General features: G+C 52.2%; 19 protein-coding genes. 2 read left to right on the forward strand and 17 right to left on the reverse strand.

The genetic code is table 11. From position 1 onward, the window contains the following. Positions 1–85: 85 nt before the first annotated feature. Positions 86–922: a BON domain-containing protein gene (locus CCY32_RS07885; RefSeq protein WP_088330047.1), complete on the reverse strand. Its 837-nt coding sequence runs from the start codon at positions 920–922 to the stop codon at positions 86–88. Between the two features lie 59 nt (positions 923–981). Beyond that, a complete protein-coding gene (locus CCY32_RS07890) occupies positions 982–1,293 on the reverse strand; it encodes a hypothetical protein (protein WP_210401703.1) in 312 nt (103 codons plus the stop codon). 198 nt (positions 1,294–1,491) lie between these two features. Between CCY32_RS07890 and CCY32_RS07895 the strand changes: the two genes are divergently transcribed. Further along, a complete protein-coding gene (locus CCY32_RS07895; protein ID WP_088330048.1) occupies positions 1,492–2,598 on the forward strand; it encodes a DUF2891 domain-containing protein in 1,107 nt (368 codons plus the stop codon). A gap of 60 nt (positions 2,599–2,658) precedes the next feature. On the opposite strand, the gene CCY32_RS07900 is transcribed toward CCY32_RS07895, so the two are convergent. From CCY32_RS07900 to CCY32_RS07955, 12 genes are all read right to left on the reverse strand, one after another. Further along, complete coding sequence (locus tag CCY32_RS07900; protein WP_088330049.1) at positions 2,659–3,951, reverse strand: APC family permease; 1,293 nt, start codon at positions 3,949–3,951, stop codon at positions 2,659–2,661. Between the two features lie 251 nt (positions 3,952–4,202). After that, the gene (locus CCY32_RS07905) at positions 4,203–4,814 is read right to left on the reverse strand and encodes a M23 family metallopeptidase (RefSeq protein WP_088330050.1); all 612 of its coding nucleotides are present in this window, start codon (positions 4,812–4,814) and stop codon (positions 4,203–4,205) included. A gap of 203 nt (positions 4,815–5,017) precedes the next feature. Continuing rightward, positions 5,018–5,266 carry a hypothetical protein gene (locus tag CCY32_RS07910; protein ID WP_168171453.1) on the reverse strand — a complete coding sequence of 83 codons (249 nt, stop codon included), beginning with the start codon at positions 5,264–5,266 and terminating at the stop codon, positions 5,018–5,020. 178 nt (positions 5,267–5,444) lie between these two features. Further along, positions 5,445–5,792 carry a hypothetical protein gene (locus tag CCY32_RS07915; protein ID WP_168171454.1) on the reverse strand — a complete coding sequence of 116 codons (348 nt, stop codon included), beginning with the start codon at positions 5,790–5,792 and terminating at the stop codon, positions 5,445–5,447. A 43-nt stretch (positions 5,793–5,835) separates the two neighbouring features. Beyond that, positions 5,836–6,054: a hypothetical protein gene (locus CCY32_RS07920; RefSeq protein WP_141096197.1), complete on the reverse strand. Its 219-nt coding sequence runs from the start codon at positions 6,052–6,054 to the stop codon at positions 5,836–5,838. A 504-nt stretch (positions 6,055–6,558) separates the two neighbouring features. Further along, complete coding sequence (locus CCY32_RS07925; protein ID WP_088330054.1) at positions 6,559–7,086, reverse strand: NlpC/P60 family protein; 528 nt, start codon at positions 7,084–7,086, stop codon at positions 6,559–6,561. 122 nt (positions 7,087–7,208) lie between these two features. Further along, complete coding sequence (locus CCY32_RS07930) at positions 7,209–7,496, reverse strand: LysR family transcriptional regulator (protein ID WP_088330055.1); 288 nt, start codon at positions 7,494–7,496, stop codon at positions 7,209–7,211. Positions 7,497–7,639: 143 nt separating this feature from the next. Beyond that, positions 7,640–8,248: a C39 family peptidase gene (locus CCY32_RS07935; RefSeq protein ID WP_088330056.1), complete on the reverse strand. Its 609-nt coding sequence runs from the start codon at positions 8,246–8,248 to the stop codon at positions 7,640–7,642. A 1-nt stretch (position 8,249) separates the two neighbouring features. Further along, positions 8,250–10,409, reverse strand: a complete 2,160-nt coding sequence (locus tag CCY32_RS07940) for a M1 family metallopeptidase (protein ID WP_141096198.1) — start codon at positions 10,407–10,409, stop codon at positions 8,250–8,252. Continuing rightward, the gene (locus tag CCY32_RS07945; RefSeq protein WP_088330058.1) at positions 10,375–11,247 is read right to left on the reverse strand and encodes a hypothetical protein; all 873 of its coding nucleotides are present in this window, start codon (positions 11,245–11,247) and stop codon (positions 10,375–10,377) included. The genes CCY32_RS07940 and CCY32_RS07945 overlap by 35 nt, the downstream gene beginning before the upstream one ends. Then, complete coding sequence (locus tag CCY32_RS07950) at positions 11,244–12,431, reverse strand: MFS transporter (protein WP_088330059.1); 1,188 nt, start codon at positions 12,429–12,431, stop codon at positions 11,244–11,246. The genes CCY32_RS07945 and CCY32_RS07950 overlap by 4 nt, the downstream gene beginning before the upstream one ends. Before the next feature lie 110 nt (positions 12,432–12,541). Then, positions 12,542–15,028 (reverse strand): TonB-dependent receptor, encoded by a 2,487-nt coding sequence (locus tag CCY32_RS07955; RefSeq protein ID WP_088330060.1) that lies wholly within the window; start codon positions 15,026–15,028, stop codon positions 12,542–12,544. A gap of 155 nt (positions 15,029–15,183) precedes the next feature. Here CCY32_RS07955 and CCY32_RS07960 point away from each other — a divergent pair, with 155 nt between their 5' ends. Continuing rightward, positions 15,184–16,092 (forward strand): LysR family transcriptional regulator, encoded by a 909-nt coding sequence (locus tag CCY32_RS07960; RefSeq protein ID WP_088330061.1) that lies wholly within the window; start codon positions 15,184–15,186, stop codon positions 16,090–16,092. Positions 16,093–16,284: 192 nt separating this feature from the next. On the opposite strand, the gene CCY32_RS07965 is transcribed toward CCY32_RS07960, so the two are convergent. The 3 genes from CCY32_RS07965 to CCY32_RS07975 form a co-directional block, all read right to left on the reverse strand. Beyond that, a complete protein-coding gene (locus tag CCY32_RS07965) occupies positions 16,285–18,147 on the reverse strand; it encodes a C39 family peptidase (RefSeq protein WP_088330062.1) in 1,863 nt (620 codons plus the stop codon). 298 nt (positions 18,148–18,445) lie between these two features. Beyond that, positions 18,446–19,858, reverse strand: coding sequence for an amidase (locus CCY32_RS07970; RefSeq protein WP_088330063.1), 1,413 nt, complete (start codon positions 19,856–19,858; stop codon positions 18,446–18,448). Between the two features lie 134 nt (positions 19,859–19,992). Next, positions 19,993–22,347 (reverse strand): DNA polymerase II, encoded by a 2,355-nt coding sequence (locus CCY32_RS07975; protein WP_088330153.1) that lies wholly within the window; start codon positions 22,345–22,347, stop codon positions 19,993–19,995. Positions 22,348–22,491 lie beyond the last annotated feature (144 nt).

Raw genomic sequence — 22,491 nt, forward strand, 5'->3', positions numbered from 1 at the left:
CCCGCCCCTTAAAAAACTATCAGGTTACGCGCATTGCGTTGTGATGAATGTGCGTTATCAGACATTTGCAGGTGGAAATAGCCACTCAGTGAGTCAGCAAATCAAAGGTGACGCTTCTGACACCCCGGATATTCTGTGCCAGTTCGACGGCTAAAGCGTGCTCGATACCACTGCTGACTTTCCCTGAGAGGGTCACGATGCCCTTGTCGGTATTCACGGAAATATCCGAACCCGAGACGTTAGAAGAGTACATCAAGGTGGATTTCACTTTGGTCGTGATCCAACTGTCGGCTATTAATGTGCTTTTTTCGTTATCTTTCGGGTTACTTTTTTCATCTGCCGATCCGGTAATTTTCAGGCTGTTGCGCACCGAGCGCACCCCTTGCGTGTTGCTGGCCAGTTTTTCCGCTTGTTGACTGGCCTGCTCGCTGGTCACAGTACCACTCAGTTCAACCTGTCCCTCTTTGGTAACGACGGATGTTTCCATACCCTCTGTATGCTTGTTCCACAACAGTTTGGATTTGATTGCAGCGGTAATGGTGGCATCATCGACAATCTCGCCAAAACCTCGGGGATTACTGTCTTTCTGCTGCTGCAGGTTCGCGTCCACTGTGATGCGATTGTCCACATCTTTAACGCCACTGACACCTGCGGCAATGGCCTCGGCCAGCTCTTTATGAGGCGCTTCCTGCACTTTACCCACCAGGGTGATATTGCCATCCAGGGCGGTAACACTGAGATCGCCAGCCCGCAGGTAAGGACTTAGCGCATAGGTGGTCCATATTTGCATTTCATGTCTGGCATTGGTCACTGCACTGGCAATGTCACTTTCTGACACCTTGTTATTCGCCATGCTGTGGGGACTGCTAAGAGCCAGTAAAACCGCAAGCGGTAATAACAGCTTTAAATTTAATGTTTTCATCGTGTCTTACTCTGATAAAAAAAGCCGGGGCTCGCGATCAGCCTCCGGCATCTAAGGGATTAAGCCTTATTTTGTTGTTCCAGGAACGTTTTCACTTGCTTGTCAGCCACATGCTGTTCAATGTGATAGCGTTGCTGTACCAGCGCACTCAATTGCTGCTGATTACCGTCACTTTTCAGGATTTCAGATTCACTGAGTTTGCTCCATTGGCTTTTGGCGGCTTTGACCTGCTGTGGCCACTTCACTTTCGCCCCAGGGGATGGAACAGTCTGTGCCGCTTTAATTGGCGTTGGTTCCATTTTATCCGCCATGTCGCTTCGGTTAGCCTTGTCGACTTTTTCGTTACGATTCTGTTCACTGTGATTATTCATATATACCTCGTTGTAAACTCGGCAAGCGCAGGTTGCGCTAACCGATAGCCAACACTCTAAACGCCATGGCACCTGCAGTCGGTGCGCCAGCGCGCTTAACCCGCGTTTTTACTCATCCCTGGCTAACGCAGTAGCGGTAACGCGCCTGCAAGTATGTTTTAATCTGCTTTCTGAGACGTTTTTTAAAAAGGCTTGAGGATGATTATCCGCACATGTATCGCCACCCTTTTACTACTTTGCCTGAGTGCCAAAAGCCAGGCAGAGACCCCTGTCGAACCAGCCGGGCAGGCGCTGAGCGAGGCCGAGGCCAATAAACTGGTTTCTCTGCCATTGCACTGTGTTGAAACGCCTTACCCTTACAAAACCGGCATCGTTCTGGGCAGCGCCGAAGACTTAAAAGAGCCTTCAGTGCACCATCCTATCTTTTACGGCTGTTTTGACTGGCACAGTGCCGTACATGGTTACTGGTCGCTGGTGACATTGTTGCGCCAGTTTCCGGATTTGGCCAAAGCGGATGAGGTCAGAGCGCTTCTGCAGCGTAACCTGAGTGCAGACAAGGTCGCCGGTGAAGTGGCGTTTTTCAGTAAAGACATCAATGCCTCTTTCGAGCGCACCTACGGCTGGGTGTGGCTACTTAAACTCTCCGATGAACTACACCAGTGGCAGGACCCGATGGCGCAGCAGCTGGCGTCCAACCTGCAACCTCTGGCCGATGTGATTGTTAAGCGCTATGTCGATTTTCTGCCGCGCCTGCTCTACCCCATTCGGGTCGGCGAGCACACCAATATCGCCTTCGGACTGAGTTTCGCCTATGACTACGCCGTAAATCGTCAACACAGCGCATTACAACAGCTCATTGCTGAACGGGCGAAAAGCTATTTTTTACAGGATAAAAACTGCCCCATAAGCTGGGAGCCCAGCGGTTATGACTTTCTGTCACCCTGCCTGGAAGAAATCGGCCTGATGCAGCGCATTTTGCCCGAAGACGCGTTTCTTGCCTGGGTAAAAGACTTCATGCCGCAACTGGCCGACCCGACATATAAGCTGGACGTCGCCCGTGTCAGTGATCGCAGCGACGGCAAACTGGTACATCTGGATGGTCTTAACTTCAGCCGTGCCTGGAACCTTTACGCCCTCTCAGGTCAGTACCCACAATACCGGCATTTACGTAAGCTGGCTGACCAGCACATGGCCCAGTCCTACCCTAACCTGATTGGCGACAGCTACGAAGGCAGCCATTGGCTGGGCAGCTTTGCCATTCACGCCTTAAACAGCGCCAAACAACAAACGAATCGTACTGAGTAACGGCACACAGGGAGTTTAAAAAGACACGGTGTGTTCACCCCTTATCAAAGTAAGGGGCTGTTATGGCAGCATGGTCGCCTTTTTCCTGCTGGCAATATTCCTGCGCGCAATCAGGAACAACAGCGCGCCAACCAGGGCAAAACCGCCCAGTGTCTGCCATTGTGTGGCGTTAGTTTGGGTGGCGGCCCAAAGACTGAGGCCCAGCGCCAGAGGCGCTGCCAGTATGATGGTTTTGTTAAGGGCGCCCATGCCGGCGCGACGGCGCAGTGTCGGCAGGGCAACAATCGAGGCCACGTAGGCCAGCAACCTCGCCAGCGTACTTACCGCGGCAAGTGCCAGAAAATCATCCCACAGCGCAAACAGGATTGCCCCGGCCCCATAAAAGACAATGGCGTTGGCGGGTGTTCCCCAACGCGATACCCGCCCGAACCAGGCGGGGAGCAAACCGTCATCGGCCAGTGCCGGTGGCATGCGGCTCGCCGAGGTGTGTCCTGCGGTGAGATTGGCAAGTACGCTGATGACGATGGTAGCGGCAATCAGTAACGCCCCCACATCACCGCCGTACTCACCGGCCAGTGCAATCAGTGGTGCCTCGGGGCCCGTTCCCGCGACCACGCTGTAACTGTAGGCCCACTGCAGCCCAAAATAGACCAGGGTCACCAGGGCAAGGCCCAACAATAATGCACGCGGCATGGCACGCCGGGGTTGCGAGGTTTCTCCCGCCGGAATGGTGGCGTTTTCAAAGCCAACAAATGCGTATAGCGCGGCCAGTGCAACGCCCTCTACGGCACTGAATGTGGGCAGTACCAGCGGCTGGGGATGCGCGGCAAAGCCAATCCCGATCGCCATCAGCAGCAACAAGGGTAACAATTTAAACAGGGTCATCGCGCCCAGTACGGCCACAACCCGCTTTATGCCGATGACATTGATAAAGGTCAGCCCACCCAGCACACTGACAATCAGAGCGATCTTAGCCACCCCCTCACCCACAACGGGCCACAAGGCAGCCGCATAGGCCACCAGCACCAGTACATTTGCCCCCTGACTGATTAATCTCGCTGCAAAAAAGTTCCAACCGACAATAAAACCCGCGAAGTCGCCAAACGCATCGCCCACATAGCGCTGCGGTCCGCCCGAACGATCGGTCAGTTTGGTCAGTTCGGCAAAGCAAACAACGATGGCCATAACAAGCAGACCGCCAATCAGCAGTAACCAGGGTGCAAAGAAACCGACCGCAACATGGAGCGCTTCGGGTAGCCCAAAAATGCCGGCGCCGATGAGCCCGTTGACCACGATAAACAGAACGCCAAGCGTTCCCATATCTCGGCGATATTTAGACGTTTCGCTCTTCATCGGGCTCTCCGCAAACAAATGGGTCAGAATGGGTTCAGGTCTTGCTTTTGGCCACTATCCTATTCTCCCGGCAATGGTGCAAACCTAAATACTCACTCAGCGTCTTAAACGCCCTTTCCCGACCAGCATGCCTCTGTATTCAGGCTGAGGTTTGAAGTTAACCCTAAAACAAAAAGCCAAAAGGGCAAAACGCAAGATCTGCCCCGTGCCTCAGCTAAAAAGCCGATGATACCGGCGTTATCGCAGCGCTATTATTCTGGTGCCCGAGCGGTGTATTCGCCTCCCGCCTTCAATCCACACGCGTGGGGTTGGGTATTTTGAAATGTCACCGGCACCGTTTGTCCGCAGGGTAAACGATTATAGTGGGGCGGCAAGTTTGGCCCGCATTGTTGCACGTCAAAATGCAAATGCGGCCCCCCACTCTGACCGGTATTACCACTCAGGCCAATGATATCCCCCCTGTTAACCCTGTCGCCTTCTTCCACCAGCGCCCCCTTGTGCGTGAGGTGAAAATACCTTGCGACCGTACCATCGTCATGTTGAATAAAAATGTAGTTTTCTTCGAGATCGGTATTGTTGCCGTCTTCAAAGACTTCCCGCACACTCACCACGTTGCCGCCTCTGGCCGCAATCACCTGTGTGCCAATCGGCATGATAAAATCGATTGCGTAGGTGCCGACGCCATTATTTGAGGCACGATAATGTTCAGTCGACGCATACACGGAATGTGTTGTGCCTGCTGTATAAGGCAGGATGTAAGGCGATTGCTCTTGAGATGGGAACACGCCACAGTCGATTTCCGGGCTGGAACAGGCGGTCAGTGATACTGACAATAAAAAGGGTATCGCCAAAAATTGTTTCATTCATTTATCCTCCTTTGAACCCAGTTTGTCGCACTACAACTGCCAAAGGTTTAAAATAGCGGCGCTGGCCCCTACTGCCCGGCCCGCTGGTCATCGGTGATCGCTTCTACTGGCAAAGGCTGCTCGCCGTGCTGGTAAGGATTGCCCGGTCAGGCACAAAAAACGCCCGGAAAAATGGGCGTTTTTAAAATAAAAAACCGGTATCAGCCTTGGTTCTTCTTCTCTTTGCGGGCCTTGATTTTGATGACTGCACTCGTGTCATCGCGGGACAGGCATTCTTTGTCGTGGCCGTTGTTGAAGGTCAGTTCTACGGGCTGGCTTTGCTGTTTGGCGCGCTGGGCAATGGCCATTTTTGTAGGCAAATCTTCATCCCCTGCAAAGCCCAGCACCTGCCAGTTCTGGCCTTCCAACTGGATAAAGGTCTTCTCTTCGGTTGGATACAACATCTGCACCTTGGCATCCGGGCATTTGACGTTGGCTTAGGCCAGTGTACTGGCCATTAACAACAACAGCCCTGTAATTATTCTTTGCATTTTTATACCTTTAATATCTTGATTAATAATCATTTTTATTATTTTTTGACGGTGCAAGACTTGACCTCGTGTACTTGACCCATGTACTCAGAAATAGTCACTGGACTATAACCAATGCACTTAAAGGTAGAAAAACTAGCACCGATGATACTGCCCATCCAGCAACTAAAGTCTTTAATACTTTCTTTTTTTTCTTACTTTGAGAGTCATACCATCTCCTCGCAGAATCAGTCTCATCACTGCCTACAGAAGCATTGAGTATAAAGAACACCAAAAGAGCCACTATAAAAATTACTATAAAGCCATCATCAGCATATTCAGCAAAAAAACCAAAAAGCAAATGGTCAATAACCATCAGTAGGCATATCAAATTGATTCCTAAAAAAGTCGTAAGAAACAATATTGTTCTGTTTCCTAAGACCCTCTTGGTTAATGTTTCTAACATGTCCTCAGCTACGCAATAAACTACTGAGATGAACAGTTTCACTTTATTCAAATTCCTCTTCCTTTCTTGCAGGACTCAGAATACCTTTGGCGAAATTCGTATCATAATAATATTCATCAGCCAACCAGTAGGCACCTGACACTACTAGAAAACCGGGATGTATGAAGGGTAATGCTCCCATGCCAACATCAAGAGCTAAGTCTAAAAATTCCCACCCATAATCATTAAAATCCATAGGGTCAGGTCTTGCTTTTTGCCACAATCCTATTCACCCGACAATGATGCAAACCTAAATAATCTTCCGATGCCGTAATCGCCGTTCTGTGACCAGCATGCCTCTGTATTCCGGCTGAGGTTTTAATTAAACCCTACAAAAGAATCTAAAAAGACAAAAAAGATGGCAGCAGACTCAGGCTGCTTACCGGTGGCGTACTATGCGGACTGACCATAATGATGCTGATTGGCGTGATGGGCCTAACCCCGTTTTTGATCAAAATCATGAACGGCGAGGCCATTGTCTTTTAAATCACCTGTAAGTTGCACTAGGTTGCAACGGACTGTTCAGATAGGGATCCCGCTGGCAGGTCACCAAGGCTTTTTTGTCCACGTTACTAAAGTCGTTCGTCAGCACAAACGATAGCAATGGGGTCAGATGGAAGCGGCCAGGTGTGACTGTAGCAAGACTCTTTATGTAGCCAGTATGTGGCGGCAATGCTGCTTAGCCACCGCTGGCGCTGGCAACACCTGAGTAGGTCTTAAACGGCCGTTACTGGCACCACTTCTTGTCCAGACGGATGGCACCATTAAAGGACTGCGCGGGGATAGGCTGGATCAGCACCTCACCTTTATTGGAAGTCATGCGGTGAATATACTCCCCCTCACCGGTGGCAATGCCCACATGGGTGATAACACCTTCGGCCCAATTGCCATAAGTGTTGTGCAGAAACACCAGATCACCGGGCTGTAACCCCTCGATACTATCAATACGCTGACCGAATTCTTCACTGGCCAGGGAGTCGGCATGTTCAGGTAACAGCTTATCGCCTTCGCCAAGCAAGTGCTTATCCCAGGGATTGGCGGTTTCCAGTGTCGCAAACTGTTCGCCGCAGGCCACTTTCAGCACTTCCCGGGTCCAGTTCATACACTGTTCGGCTTCGCCGACGCGATAGGTTTTATTTAGCCATTGCAGGCTGTGCTGATGGATCTGCTTTCCGGGCTCTGCGGCCTGGCCAGCAACTGGAAACAGTGTCAGCAGGCTGACAACTACGATAAAAAGAGTCTTGGAAAATGGCATAGCGGGCTTTCCTAATCATCAACATAAACACCACTATGGGGGTAATATTTCGACAGGAAAAGTGATTACCCATCGTTTGATACGATGGTGCCCACCTTATTGGCTGGTGCGGGAGAGAAGGTTCAGCCGCACTGACTGGTTTCAGTTTGTAAGGAGGAGACGCGCATCTGTAATTTACGATGGGCATTGAGCACGGTTTTGATATCCCTGAGTAATTCATTTCCGTCTTCGGTGAGGATAGGGTCCCGGCGGCTACGGTCAAAAAGATTAAGACCGGTTTTATCTTCAAGTTTATGGATCAGTCCGCTTACCGACGACTGTGCTTTTCCCAGGCGGCGCGCAGCACCGGAAAAACTGCCTGTTTCTACGGCCGCCATAAAGGCTTCCAGTTGTTCAATCGACAAGGCCATAGTAATTCCCTGATAACAATGAATAATTAGTTAAATGTAACAGATTGAATGGAATATTTTATTACAAATTGTAGCGCTAAGAAAGCGCTATCAGACAGGTTGCTGATATTCTTGGTTAAAATGCAGGCAATTTTGCCTCATTGTTATTCTTTTGTCGGGTCCGAACCTGCGGCGACAAACACATGCAACCACAAGTCATCACCACTGCCATTATCGTTGATGGCGTGTTCAAACTCCGCCCGCGGATAGCGGATCTTTTCACCACTGACAGAAGTGTCATAGCTGCCCCATTTCTGCAAATTCCATTTACCGAAAGGATCGTGAACGGTGTAATAGTCACCGTCATAGCCTGTCACAACCAGAATATGGCCCGGAGGGGTAAACCATCCATGAATGATGGTGGGCTGGCCCTGTGCTGCCAGCTTACGAAGCTGAGTGATAGTGCCCCGGGTCAGAGCCAGGTCGCGCAGCTCACTGCCCGCTTCAGCAGCCAGGGTATTGAACCCGTCGGCCAAGTCCGCCACTTGCTGTAACAAGCCAAAGCGCTGGTATAGATAATCTGGCGTACGCTGGCCCAACTGCTGTGGGTCAGTAATACCAAAATAATCCGTGACCATGGCCAGCGACGTGATACTGCAGGTGGAATTGGGTTGTTGCAGGTTGTCGCGCTGAGAATAATACGGAACCCCGGCGGCGGCCTGGCTGATCATAGCCAGTGACAACACCAGCCCTGCGTACAAAGATTTAAGCATTTTAGAACTCCGGTTGAGTGATCACATGCCCCGGCCCGCCAGCATCACCAATCTGATAGAAGGGATCCATGTGTACCGACTGCAGCACCTTATCCGGGCTCAGGGGCAGGCTTATCAGGGCTTGATCTGGGTGATGCTGCCAGATAGTTACATCGAACAGCCGGAAAACTTCCGAACCATCCGTATACGTGAGTCTGATGGGCACGGGCATTGGCAATCCGCCCAGATTGTTCAGTGTCAGTTGCAAGTGCGGTTGACTCGCGTCAGTCACGGGCCCCTCAAGCCGGGCGGCCATCTCATCACTTAACGCAGAATGACCATCTCTGAGCTCTGCATGTCGCTGCTCGTGGGTAGGGTGCTGATTACGCTGACGGGTCAGACTTGGTCGCTCGGGGTAGCGCTGTGCATAAGCCAGTTTCTGTGCCCGGTTCCAGGACTGCGGAAGCAGAATCCTCGCCTCGGCGATGGCCATGTCCACGTAACCCGGCTGCATAAACCAGCCGCGCCAGAACCAGGCCAGGTCCTGTTCGCTTCGCTCATCCACAAAACGGATAAAGTCACCGAATGTTGCCAGTTTGCCCCGCCAGGCACCGAAAAAGTCCGTTAGTATGGCGTCAAACTGGTCACGACCCAGCAGGGTTTCGCGCAAAATATTGAGCGCCACCGCAGGCACATGATAGTGGGAATCCAGCTTACTACTGAGTTCTTCGGCGAAGGTGACCGGCACGGCGTAATCCGGGTCTGACATGACTGGGGCAACCTTTACCGGTTCACCGTAGAAACTCTGGAAATGGTGACTCCATCGCTGCTCCAGCCAGAACGCCAAGAAGCTGGTCAGGCCCTCATCGAAAAAACCTTCGCCGCGCTCGTCTGTATTAACGGTCATTGGCATCCAGGCATGGGCGATTTCATGCAAAATACCGCCAATCACATCATATTTCTGGGTACGGCTGTAATCCGGTGGCGGACCGTTAATCGCCGCGTCGGGGCCACGAAAGCCAACCAGTTTAAGACCGGGATATTCCATGCCCAATCCGGCGATGTTAACCAGGTGAATACTTCTGGCCGCTGGTGCACCCAGCCACCAGGTCAACTCACTGATGGCAAACACACCGGCTTCAAGGCCATACTGGTGCCACAGCCAGCGCCCGGTATCCGGGAACAGGGCACTTACCAGAATGTCTCCCTGCTTATGGCGAACCTTACGTGCTTGCCAGTGCACATTCTTAGCCAGCACAAAAGTAAAGTCGCGCAAGTGCTCGCCCCGATATTGCCAGGGTTGCTGATTCGCAATGGGCCAATCATCACCACTAAGTATTTTTTTGCTCTCGCTGTGGCTGACCTGTTGATAGCGCTCGTACACTTCAGGCGGCAGATTATTAGCCGGGCTTTGCCAGTCGCCGCTGGCCACCAGCAGATACTCAGGAGGAGCCTCAATGCTGACCGTGAAATCGGCATTTTGCAGGCTGAATTCTGCGTGTTTAATAAAGGGCTGCAGATTCCACCCATTGTCACCATAATGCAGGGCTCTGGGATACCACTGCGCAAACGCCAGCAAGCGGTTTTCTCCATCAATACGCTCGTAACCACTGCGCGGAATCAGGGGATGATCACGGGATACCAGTTGCAGATCCCACTCAAAGTGAAGCTGCACTCCTTGTCCCGGCTTCAGCGGTGTGACCAGATTCACAGCCACCAAAGTATCCTGCCAGGTCAGCGCCAATGCCTCCCCTTGTTCCGAACGCACCACAAAATTACGGGTTCCGCCGGTTTCACTCTGATCAAGCTGGTAGGTTTTTCTGGCCAGACTGTTCGCGGCAAAACGCTGCTGTGGCAGTTCAAACCACAACCGCGTGAGGGTATCCGGTGAATGATTGACATAATGCAGCACTGCCGCAGCACTGAGACTGGCGTTCTGTGCATCCACTTTGGCCTGTATCTCATAGGCAAGTTGTTGCTGCCAGTATGCCGCTGAGGGCGTGCCCTGTTCCGTGCGGGTGTCCGCCAACGGCAGGTTAAGGGGCGCAAAGCGATCGCTGGCGTTACTCAAAAGAGGCATCCACGCCAGACTCAGCAGCAAAAGTGCGCGGGTACAGTGCCTACAAAGCAGGCGGGCGACATTGCCGCTACTGACAATCATGGAGTGGGTAGCCTTTGCCACAGGCCCATTGCGTCATTGCCCCGGCGATCGCATCGAACAGGGGCGCAGCCCACTGGCGGCCGTTTTCCATGGAGCCCGCTTTTTCGACAATATCAATGGCCCGGCTCACTTCCATGATGGACACGGTGGCACCGTATTCTGCGGCCCGCTCAATCAGCGGATGCCAGGCCGCAGATGAGCCCTCAACCTCAGAATGACCACCGCGCACACGGGCGCCTCGGTTGCCTAACCCCACCTGCTCATAAAAGGGTGCTATGTGCTTCTGAATCAGTGCCTCCCAGGCCGGATTGCGCGGATTGGTTCCGGTAACCAGCATCTGCGCACCGGGCAGCGGGTTCTGCTGATTCGCAATATGGGCGTCAGCCGTCAGCAGAATAGTCTGCACATGCTCGTTACCCTTGTGTACACCGGCAATAAAATGTTCAAAACCCTGATAACCATTCAAATCCTCGCCGTACATCTGAATACTGGGTGTGAGCACAAAAAAGCCTTTTTCACTCAGGCGTCTGGCCATTTCCTGCTGAGTAATCTGGTTCCACAATTTGCCAATACTGCGCCCCTCAACGGTGGCGCCGGGCATCATCTTGCCAGGCTGGGTATATTGCTGGGGCAAAATGGCAATCGGCTGATCTGTATTGATACGAATCGCAGCCACATCGGCGTGGGTCCAGTTCGCGCCAGTGTAGTTAAACCTGACTTTATACAGTCCCTCTCCGGCTTCAAAGGTATAGTTCTTACCGTCATCCACAATCGTGGTGGTTACCGCCTCGCTAAACTCAGATTGCTGCGCGCAGGCGACCAGGCACAGTGCCGCAATGACCAATACCAGGTGTCTCATAAATGCTCCTTGTTCAGATCCTCACGGGCCCGGTTGTTGGCTAAATGCAGCAATACCACACTCAGGACAATGGCTACTGCGCCCAGCCACAATACCTGCAATACACCGACATGACTGACCACAGCCGCCGCAACCGGTGGCCCCATGACCAGTCCCACCTTGAATGCTGTGACACAAAACACAATCAGGCGACCGCTCTTATCGGCATCGCTGAAAATGCCCATCATAATAGGAATAATAAAACTCCAGAAAATCTGATAAACGACGGTGGCGAGTGCATAGATCAGCCAGATATGCGGCTCAGCCATCACATAGAGTGCCAACAGGCAGGCCAGTTGCAACACGGCAGTTAACCATAAGGACGCGTTACGGCCCAGCACCGCGACCACTTTGGCGGCCAGTACCGAGCCACAGGCACTGATGGCGAAGCCCCATCCCAGAATGGCCCCGACTTCAGCCACGCTCAGACCGGCCGCCACACCGATACGTTCTAAGTACGCCCAGACGGTACCCTGAGCAAAGTAATACGCCACCACCCCCAGAAACACCAACAGCACCGGCAGGTAGACACGGCCCAGCGGTGGCAATGTTTCGCCTTGTTGTTTTTCATCGGCAGGACTGCTGATGCTGATCAGCATCAGCGCCAAGAGTAAGAACAGATTGAAAAACTGAAACATCCCCTGGTATCCGTATGATGCCGTAATATAAGGCAGTACCCAGAAGCCGATGGTGCCAAACACCACCTGCACCGTCACCATGGCGCCAAAGGCTTTATCGGGATTGGCTCTGTCACCCAGTGCCGCAAGGGCGATGGAATAGCCAATACCGCAGCCCAGTCCCGCCAGAAAACGCACAACCAGTAATATTGCAAAGTCGTTGGTCAATAAGGTCAGAAGATTCATCAGAATAAACAGCAGCAGACTGATTTGCATGCCCCGTTGCCAGTTAACCCGTCTGACCCAGAAAAAGGCTGACATACTGGCGATAAGAATCCCCGCCACATCGGCCGCGGTCAGAAAGCCCACCTGCTGTTCGCTAAACAATCCGCTGTCACTGAAGGCACCCACCACCAGGGGCATCAGGATGGTGACAGCCGCGCCCATCATGGCGACCAGTAAGATGCCTACATAGGCCAGCCCGGACATACTGTTATGCTCAATTGAAGACGCGCTATCTGATAACAACGTGGTTTCCTTTTACTGCGTGAGGGAGTACCCATTCCCCTGAACTTTGCATGAAAACTCAGGGGAATGGGCGCGGGCCCTTAGTCGATAACGGGGCCCGCGCCAGACACTTAGTAGTAGGTGTAAGAAATATTTACGCCCACGGTGCGAGGACGCACAAAAATGGTCCTCCAGCCTTGTCCCAGGTCAGTCTGACCCGAGGTTTCAGCCCGTTTGTCGGTGAGATTATTCACCCACAGAGACACTTTCCAGTCGTCACGACCATAGCTGACGCTGGCATTATAGAGGGTATAGGCTTTGCGGGTATACACATCACTGTCAGGGAAGTCCTGTCTGTCACTGGGTGTTTCACCCACGTAGCGGCCATCCAGATTTGCGCTCATGTAGCCGTTTTCCAGCTCAGTTTCATAACTGACACCGAAGTTATGACGCCACTCTGGCGCGCCCCCTAACTGGCCCCCTTTTTCCCAGGTACGGCACTGTAGATCCGCATCCGGTGCATTGGCGATAGGTTCAAAAATACACCGCTCGGCAGTTTCTGACCATTCCGCGTCCACGGTAGCCGTGGCATAACGTAGCGTGATCTCATCGGTCAGCCGGTAACGAGAGCTGAACTCAAAGCCCTGCGTTTGTGCAGACGGGCCATTAGTGGTGCCGTTGAGAGGGAAAATACCATCCAGAATCTGAGAGAAGTAAGTCTGTACATTGTTCCACTCAATGCGGTAAACGTTAGCCTGCATATACAGGTCGCGGTCGAACATAAACCCTTTGATTCCCAGCTCATAGTTGTCTGTGGAATCCGGCTCATAGTTCTGTGCTTCATCGGAGACCGCCAGTGTCACCTCATTGCCGTCCTGGTCTGTGGTGGTGACATTCTTAAACCCGTTGGTACCGCCACGACGAAAACCCTGCGAGAAAGTGGCATAAGCCAGCAAGTCATCGGTCATCTGATAGGCCGCGTTGAATTTAAAGAAGGACTCGCCAGTCTCTTTGTTGCGGGACGTGGAACGGCTGTTTGTGAGGCCGGTATAGTCGACGATCAGCGGATCATTCTGATCATCATAGTTAAACACACGGGCCCCAAAGGTCAGGTCCAGCTTGTCGGTCACCGCATAGGTCAGTTCACCAAACAGTGCGGTTTCCTGATACTGATTAAGGAAGTTCTCATGATAGCCTTCATCCACCGCACCGAGACGAGTATCACCGTACCAGGCCTGACGGTCAAAACCGTAATAGTCGGCAGTAGCCTGATCAAAGCCGGGGTAGAACTCTGAGAAAATTAAACGACGTTCAGTATCCGTATGATACAAACCCACAATCCAGCTCAAGGGGCCATCACCGGTGGAGGTCAGACGGGTCTCGTGATTCAGGCCTTTATAGGTATTGTCATAAGTAATGTAGGCTGACTCGTTAGTATCATTCAGACCCAGTCCCGGGATCCAACCATAGTAAACCAGACCGTAACCCAGGTAATCGGCTTGTCCTTCGCGGCTATCTTTAAAGTAAGAGGTACTGCTGTCGAGCGTGGCGAAATCCAGTTCCCATTTAAAATCGATGGAATCGAGGCTCAGCTCACGGTCTGAAAACTCTTCATAGGTGGCCACAATGGTGTGATCATTCACCTGAAACGGAGTATTGTAACGGCTGTATTTGTCATCACAGGCGTCCCCTTCCAGGCCTTCCTGTTCGCAGGCATAGTCCACCGTCACCCGACTGGCGCCACTGGTACCATGGGCCAGCTGGTCCTGCTGCACATGGGACAGGGTGACACTGAACTCATCAGAAGGTTTCCACAATAGCGCGATTTTTCCACCGGTGGTTTCTTCCCAGTCATCGTCCTCATAGCGTTCTTTGTTGGGGTTAGGATCCGCGATGCGCTTTTGCTCATCGCTGAAATAGGTGGGGCTGGTGATACGGTCGGTGTAACCGGCATCATCCAGATGGGCGATGGATGCACGTACCGCCAGTGTCTCAGTCAGAGGCACATTGAAAACCACATCCGTATCGTGGCTCAGGCCACCGTCTTTAACCTGATAAATACTGGTATTGGCGTCGAAGCTGAACTCCAGTAAATCAGGCTGATTAGTAATATAGCGGATGGTGCCACCCAGACTGCCCCCGCCGTACAGGGTACCCTGAGGGCCCAGTAGTTTCTCGACACGATTGATATCTTTAATGCGATAACCAATGTTTGGCAGCGGCGTATCATCAAGGTAATAGGCCACTGTGGTACGGGTAAACTGCTCCAGGTTATTGGCATTAACAGGAGACACGTTCAGGCCGCGCACGGTCACGGATTCGGCAAGGCGATTGCTGTTACCCGGAGAGCTGATTTCCACGGAATCAGCAATCAGCGCTTTGATATCCGTAATGTTCTTACGTCTGAGTTCTGCCGCACCCACCGCTGTAATGTTCATGGGGATTTCATTGGCAGTGGCCATACGGCCGGCACCGGAAACCTCAATGACTTCAATGTCCTGCTCTTTGAGCTTGCTTTCGCGCTCTTCGCCGGCGTTATTATCCTGAGCATAGGCTGCACCTGACAGCAAGATACCGGAAATTATCATGGCCAAAGGCGTTTTTCTGTGTGTCTGCATGGTCTATTCCTCAACAACAAGGTTGGTTTAATAATAAATTCACCTGATACTTCTTTTTTTATGGCAAATTATTCGTTAATGAGTTGTTACTGTGCAGGATTATCAATTATGATGAGTAAAGAAAGTTATTTACCATAGGTTGGGGCGATATATACATGGAACTCTCACTGGAACAACTGCAGGCATTCATCGCTACTGTCGAGACTGGAAGCTTTTCAGCGGCGGCAAGGCGCCTCGGCAAGGCGCAGTCATCCATCAGTGGCTTAATTAATAATCTGGAGATTGACGCCGGGTTCTCACTCTTTGATCGCTCGTCGAAAATTCCCAAACTCACGCCCGAAGGGCTGGCCCTGATGAATGACGTGAAATCCGTGCTCAAGAGCCACCGCAACCTGCGTCACCGTATTGATAACATCATGGACAGCGTTGAGAGCGAGATCAGTCTGGCCTACGACAATATGGCCATCCCCGATGGTGTGATGCTCGGTTTGGCGGCAGAGTTTGAACAGGAATTCCCGCTCACCTCACTGATGCTGCTAGAGGCCACCCACAAACGGGCCTATCAGCTAATCGAAGCCAATAAGGTCAATCTGGCGGTGGTCATCAGTCAGGATGATTACCCCGAACACTTTGCTTTTCGCGGTATCTGCCATGTGCACTATTGCACGGTAGCCGGTGCCAAGCACCCGCTCGCCAAACTGGACAAGGTCGCGCCACAGGATCTGGCACAGTACCGGCATTTACGCATCACCGACACACAAACCGGCTTTCGCCGCTTCGATTCCGACCTGACCAGTAACATCTGGTATTCCAATTCGCCCACCACCATGATGGAAATGCTGCGCCAGGGGCTAGGCTGGGCTGAGATGCCCCTGCACGCCGTGGAGCCCCACCTGCTTAACGGCAGTATCGTGCGCCTGCCCACCAGTCATCAGGCGGTCACTTTTCCCCACTGCGTGGATCTGATCTGGCAAACCGAAGGGGCAATGGGTAAGTGCCTGCAATGGCTGCTGGAAAGAATCACGCAAAAAGCCAAAGCCCTCAATCAGCGCCCGGGCCTGTAGGGTTTTATTCACTACCGGTGAACTGAGCCGGAAATGGCGGAGGCAGAGCTGCAGAGATTCGGAATACGTGGTGAATCCTTCCCTGGACGGGCCGCCACGGCGTCCTTGCTGTAAAGGGGGCAAATCTCTGTAGCTTAGGCGTCCTTGGGCTTACCGCAAGTGATTTAGCACAACCACTATGTCTGTCTGCATTTACTCAAACACATGCAGCCAGAGATCATCACCGCTGCCGTTGTCATTAATGGCATACTCAAACGCCCCTTTGGGATAGCGCTGATCTTTACCAGACACGGAGGTGTCATAGCTGCCCCATTTTTGCAGGTTCCACTTCCCATAGGGGTCTTGCACGGTGTAATACTCACCATCAAAGCCGGTTACCACCATAATATGACCGGGATTAGTAAACCAGCCATGCACAATCACCGGGATCCCCTGAGTAACGAGATCTCTGAGTTGGGTGATCGTACCGTTGGTATATCCCGTGTCGCGGACGGTTGCCCCGGCTTCTTCAGCCAGCGTATTAAACCCCCATGCCAACGAAGGCACATCCTGCAACAATCCGAAGCGTTCATACAGGTAATCCGGCGTACGCTTACCCAATTGCTGGGCATCGGTTAATCCGAAGTAATCACTTACCATCGCTAATGAGGTAACACTGCAGGTGGCGTGGGGTTGGTAGCTGTTCTCCAACTGACTGTAATAAGGCACGGATTGGGCAGGCGGTTCGGGCTCATTGTTCGCCGGTGGCTGCGCCATAAAGGCAAGCATGTCGTTGCTGTTATTGTGGCAGGCCACATCGCCGTCAAATGCCTGTTGCTGCCAATCCAGCGCCTGCCAGTCCTGCCATACTGCCTGAGGAACCGAGCCTCCTGGGACCCGCCAGATACTGGCATTTGGGCCGGCGGCATCAATAAAGGCGCTGATTTCACTGACCGTAATATCGTCATATTCTGTCGAAACAATGTGCCAGATAGGCTTTGTGGCGCCCAGCTGACGATACTCACAATTACCCGCTTCAATCCAGCGTTTAGGATCAGCCATATAGCTGTCTCCCCACACCTCTACGTAGGTCTGAGGCATGTGAAAATCCACATACTGATCGATGATACCCACGTTCATGCCCTGATCCATGGGATTACTCCAGGTCGTAGCGCCAATTTTAAAGCTGCTGTCGGCGTGCCCCTCATTGATGGCATCGGTACGAGCCACTGCAAAGGCCTGAAACAGGTCGTGCAAGGCGGCACTGGTATTATTGAATTCCACTTCCACGTCCAGTACAAAGCCAACATAGCCATATTGAGCGGCATAGTACAACGCATCAGCCTGCGCCGTCTCATTGCCCGGATAATTGTATGACCACGCCCAGGGTTCGATGCCACGAGAACGGTAGATCTCGGTGGTATCAGTGGAGCAGGCATCGGTGAACAGGCTGCAACTGTTGGTACCATCGGCAATCTTTATAAAAACCCGCTTGGTTCCCATAGCCACCAGCTCATCGGCGAGTTGGGTATGGGTTTTGTTCAGGCCCTGCTCATCGATATACCAGAGCCAGGCTCCCAGGCGGTTTACCGGCTCACCTGCCTGCATAGCGTTTTTTACACTTTGGTAAAACGTAGCACTCCACCTGTTGGTCAGGCAGGCATTACCGCCCGAAAGACTCTGACACGCCGCCACCTCTTGTGCACTGAAATGACCATAAACATTATTCGGACCACTGCTGACCTGCTCAAAACAATGACCGCCATAGGTGGGCGAACGAATACTGCCATCGGGACAATCTCCTGCCCCGCGCAGATTATTGGTGAAGGCTTCAGACCAGCGCATCAGATCAATGTTCTGCCCCTCCACTGTCACGGTATAGGTATTGCTGCAGGCAGAGCCACCGCCGTACTGATTACATTTATCCACCATATTCAGGGTGAACGGGCCATAAGCATTGTTACCATCGGCACAAAAGCCCATTTGTGCATCAAATTGACTTCCATCCGGGCACAATGCCAGTGCCTGTGCACTGAACAGTAGCGTGACTGCCAGTATCGGAGTTGTTATTCGCATTAGTCTGTTCCTGTTCAAAAAAGTATGCCATCAAAAGGACCTCTAAAGTCACGAAACATCGACCTTACCTTCACCGGAGGAGCATTTATCTCCTCTTTGTCAGGCTACCCGGGTGCTTTATTTACATTAAATTAACATCGATAGTCCCTGTCGATATTTGCTGTTCAATGGGCACTTTGTATAGGTTTATACGATGGAAAGGAAGACGTCAGATGGCTTAACAACAGGCATAAAAAGACCGGGCAGACGAACTGCCCGGCAAAAGTTTCAGGGAAAACATCCCCGTCACGGGAAAGGGTTACTCTGGAGTTTTAAACTGTGGTGCTGGCAATGGTCCATGGAGCTGTTCCAGGAGTCGTGCCAGGGTGAAGACCTCCTGCTCTTGATAGGGGTGTCCGACTATCTGCAATGAGCTGGGCACGCCGTTATCGCACATACCATTGGGCATGGACATCACCGGGCATTGTCCGAGCGTATTGAAGGGGTAGGTCATAAACCACCCTTTGTTGGCATCAACCTGCTTGCCATCCACACTAATGGTGTCCTGGCTATAATCGAAGTCAGCCGGCACCCGGGTCGTCGCCAGTGTCGGACACAGCAGCACATCATAGTTTCTGAAAACACTCGCCAGCGCATCCCACATCTTGCAGACATGCAGATTGGCCTCAAAGATATCTTCAACGCTCAGACAAGCAACCTGATCCAGATACCATCGCAGGTAACTGGTCATTTTCGGACGGTTCTCCGGGGTATCCAGATTTTTTCTTAAAAACATCCCCATCAGCGCCCGCTGGTGTACTTTTGCCGTCTGTATAACCTGCTCATCCCAGTCAAGTTCCACCACGTCTACCGCTACACCGGCCTGCTCCAGCAATTTGGCACTGTGCATCAGGTTAGCCCGGATATCAGGCTCTACGGCGTAGAATCCCAGATCCGGTGAGATGGCCACCTTGAGGGAGGTCAACGGACGATTTTGCCCTATGGCATCAGGAATGAAAGAATGGGAGTCACCCCAATGGCTGCCACGAATAAATGGATACAGGTATTCCAGATCGGCCAGCTCACGGGTGAGTAATCCATGGTGACAGTAGGGATCGATATTAAAAGGCGCAATTTCTGCCACCCTGCCGTGAGGGGGCTTGTATCCAAACAGACCACAAAAGGCCGCCGGGATCCGCAGCGACCCTCCGATGTCCGTGCCATTGGCAAAACTCGCCATGCCAGAAGCCACCGCAATGGCAGAGCCACCGGAGGAGCCCCCACAGGTGATGTCGGTATTCCATGGATTACGACTGATACCCCAGATATCAGACCAGGTTACGGCTGCCGTGGAACACTCGGGCGTGGTAGTGCGCCCGTGCACAATGGCGCCATGGCGCATCAGTGCCTGAGGCACAGGATCGGTACTGGTGGCCACGGCATTCGCCAGACAATGGCTGCCGTTGGTGGTAATCTGACCCTGTATATAGGTTTCATCTTTTATCGCCACCGCCAGGCCGCTTAATGGCTGATACTGGCCCTGTTGGTAGAGCGCATCGGCTTGTTTAGCCTGTTCCAGCGCCTGCTCGGGAAATTGAAACGCGAAGGCATTGACCGCTGGATTAACCTGCTTAATGCGCTGGTGATAGCTTTGCATTAACTCAGATGGGGACAGTTTTTTATCCCGCATGCGGTTCAGCAGTTCAATGACACTGAGCTGATAAGGTTGCATACTGTTCCCCGTTAATGACGTGATAATCTATTGTTAACAGCAATGACCGATAAATTAAATTGATTACCATAGCTTCAACCTATCAAAAATGACCCTGCTTGGCGTAACAGGTTCATGACCGGTCTATGGCGTGTTCAGCCAAATAGCCCCATTTGCTGACTGACCAGGGTATCAAAGTCGACCCCGATAAAGGGCAGAATGCCTTCTGCAACCGGTCGAATCTGACGCTCTATATAGTGTTCATAATCCAGCGCTGTAGTCTGATACTCCAGTGTCTGAGGGCCACTTAAGGTCATCACATAGCGAACCCAGCCCTTTTGCTGATAACGCAGTGGTTGCCCCTGCGCCTGATTCTGTTCGTCAGCAAGACGGGCAGCACGCACATGGGGCGGAATATTTTTGATATAGGACGTCAGGGGTTTACGCAGTCTTTTACGGTAAACCAGCAGTTTATCCAGCTGACCATCTTTAACCTGTTGAATAATCTGGCGCACATAGGCCAGGACATCCTCATCGTCAAAAATGCTCTGATACAACCGGGTCTGAAAGCGTTTCGCCAGTTCGGTCCAGTCCGAGCGTACCGATTCCAGCCCTTTAAAGACCAGTTCATCGCCCTTCTCTGTAGCTTTCAGACCAGCGTAGCGTTTCTTACTGCCCTGCTCTGAACCTCGAATTGTGGGCATCACAAAACGTCTGAAGTGACTCTCAAATTCAATTTCCAGAAAACACTCCAGATTCAGCTCGTCACTCAGTTTTTGCTGCCAGCGCTGATTAATCATCTGCTCCAGTTCGCGGCCATAGGTCTGGGCCTGTTCGTCTGTGGTGTTGTCCCCCAGCCACACAAAGGTGGAGTCGGTATCACCATAGATAACCTGATGTCCCTGCTCTTCTATCCAGCGTGCCGTGGTTTGCATGATGTCGTGACCACGCAAGGTAATGGAACTGGCCAGGCGCGTATCGTAAAAACGGCACCCGCCGGATCCCAGCACCCCATAAAAAGAGTTCATCAGAATTTTAATCGCTTGTGAACGGGCGGCGTCCTGTTGCTTTTTTGCATCATCACGCTGCGCCCATAAACTGGCAATAATCTCAGGCAGAAAGTGGCGAGTGCGGTGAAATGCCCCTCCACGATATCCGGGAATGGCGTTCTGCGGGTCCTGCAATCCCTCAATTAACCCCAGTGGATCGATCTTAAATGTCCGTATAATCGACGGATACAGACTCTTGAAGTCCAGCACCAGAACCTGTTTGTAAAGCCCCGGGCGGGACTCCATCACGTAACCACCGGGACTCGCCAGGCCGCCATTTTCAGGCAGATTAGGTGCCACATAACCGGCCCGGTGCAGATGCGGCAGATAAAGATTGGTAAACGCCGCCACCGATCCTCCCCAGCGGTCCAACTCCAGTCCCGTCAGACGACTGCGCAAGGTCAGAAAATCCAGTAACCGGGTCTGCGCGAAGATCTCTTCCACCAGCACGCAGTCCTGCAGGTTGTATTCAGCTAGTTTGCGCTTGTTATGCACAAAATCGTGTTCAATGGCCGCCAGACGATTATCCACATCGTCCGTGGCCTTGCCCTTACCCAGCAATTGCTGACTAACCTGTTCGAGGCTAAAACTGTCGAATTGATAGGTTGCCGCTTTGAGTGCATCGATGCCATCGATTACCACCCGCCCTGGCACCGTTACAAACCCCTGATTTGTTTCCCGCCCACTGCGCCAGCTAACGGGGCTGTTGTCACGGCCCATCAGCAGCCTCATACCGGTTCGTTTGGCGCGCTCCAGTAACAGCTTGAAGTCAAAATTGACCACATTCCAGCCAATCAGAAGATCAGGATCGTATTCGGTAACCGCCTCGGTCAGCGCCTGTAACAAGGCTTTTTCATTCTCAACCCACAGGATCCAGTCACACTGAGGTTGCGCTTCACCTATCATGATGACCCGTTGATAGTCGCCCGATGACAATCCGATAGAGTACAAGGCTCCCTGAGCACTGCACTCCAGATCCAACGACAAATATCGAAATGCAGGCTGATAGTCCGAGGGTTTGATTCTGGCCGATGTCATTTCCATGTGGCGGGCATGCTGTCGGGGCTCGCCGGTGAATGCCAGGCTGGCACAAACAAAGCGCTCCATCAGATAGCGATCAGCAAGGCGAATATCATCTTCTAAACACACAATACCCTGCCCTCTGAGCACGTCTCTGGCCTGAAACGCCAACGACGGCGCATCAAAATACAGCGCGCAGACTTGCTGATGGGCGAATGTCCTTAAGTTCAACTCACGGAACTGATAAGTAATGCCTTGAGCAGATAACAGGCTCCCGACCTGCCGATACACGCGCTGCTCAACAAAAAAACAGCTCTGCTGCGCCGGGGTGACCAGTTTCACCGGGCCCTGCGGGGTCGTCAGCCACATCTCCAGGCAGGTCTTACCCTTAACCTCAACGCTCTGGCGAGTAAGAACGAAACCCTGCTGCGACATAGAAATGACACGACCCCAATAAAAAACCACACCATATCAGGTTTATCACACCGGCACCTGATCCGGGAACGCAACAACAAGGTTATTCTTTATATCTAAATATTATATAAAAATATGGAACTGAATATTTACGCAATAATAAACACGCGC

The sequence above is a fragment of the Lacimicrobium sp. SS2-24 genome (assembly GCF_002201535.1).
Lineage (GTDB): Bacteria > Pseudomonadota > Gammaproteobacteria > Enterobacterales > Alteromonadaceae > Lacimicrobium.

Coding starts and splice junctions, on each gene's coding strand:
- CCY32_RS07935 (WP_088330056.1), bottom strand. CDS start 8,248: ATGCTTAAATCTTTGTACGCAGGGCTGGTGTTGTCACTGGCTATGATC.
- CCY32_RS07925 (WP_088330054.1), bottom strand. CDS start 7,086: ATGCCATTTTCCAAGACTCTTTTTATCGTAGTTGTCAGCCTGCTGACA.
- CCY32_RS07900 (WP_088330049.1), bottom strand. CDS start 3,951: ATGAAGAGCGAAACGTCTAAATATCGCCGAGATATGGGAACGCTTGGC.
- CCY32_RS07885 (WP_088330047.1), bottom strand. CDS start 922: ATGAAAACATTAAATTTAAAGCTGTTATTACCGCTTGCGGTTTTACTG.
- CCY32_RS07965 (WP_088330062.1), bottom strand. CDS start 18,147: ATGCGAATAACAACTCCGATACTGGCAGTCACGCTACTGTTCAGTGCA.
- CCY32_RS07890 (WP_210401703.1), bottom strand. CDS start 1,293: ATGAATAATCACAGTGAACAGAATCGTAACGAAAAAGTCGACAAGGCT.
- CCY32_RS07970 (WP_088330063.1), bottom strand. CDS start 19,858: ATGCAACCTTATCAGCTCAGTGTCATTGAACTGCTGAACCGCATGCGG.
- CCY32_RS07915 (WP_168171454.1), bottom strand. CDS start 5,792: ATGTTAGAAACATTAACCAAGAGGGTCTTAGGAAACAGAACAATATTG.
- CCY32_RS07945 (WP_088330058.1), bottom strand. CDS start 11,247: ATGAGACACCTGGTATTGGTCATTGCGGCACTGTGCCTGGTCGCCTGC.
- CCY32_RS07960 (WP_088330061.1), top strand. CDS start 15,184: ATGGAACTCTCACTGGAACAACTGCAGGCATTCATCGCTACTGTCGAG.
- CCY32_RS07955 (WP_088330060.1), bottom strand. CDS start 15,028: ATGCAGACACACAGAAAAACGCCTTTGGCCATGATAATTTCCGGTATC.
- CCY32_RS07895 (WP_088330048.1), top strand. CDS start 1,492: ATGATTATCCGCACATGTATCGCCACCCTTTTACTACTTTGCCTGAGT.
- CCY32_RS07930 (WP_088330055.1), bottom strand. CDS start 7,496: ATGGCCTTGTCGATTGAACAACTGGAAGCCTTTATGGCGGCCGTAGAA.
- CCY32_RS07905 (WP_088330050.1), bottom strand. CDS start 4,814: ATGAAACAATTTTTGGCGATACCCTTTTTATTGTCAGTATCACTGACC.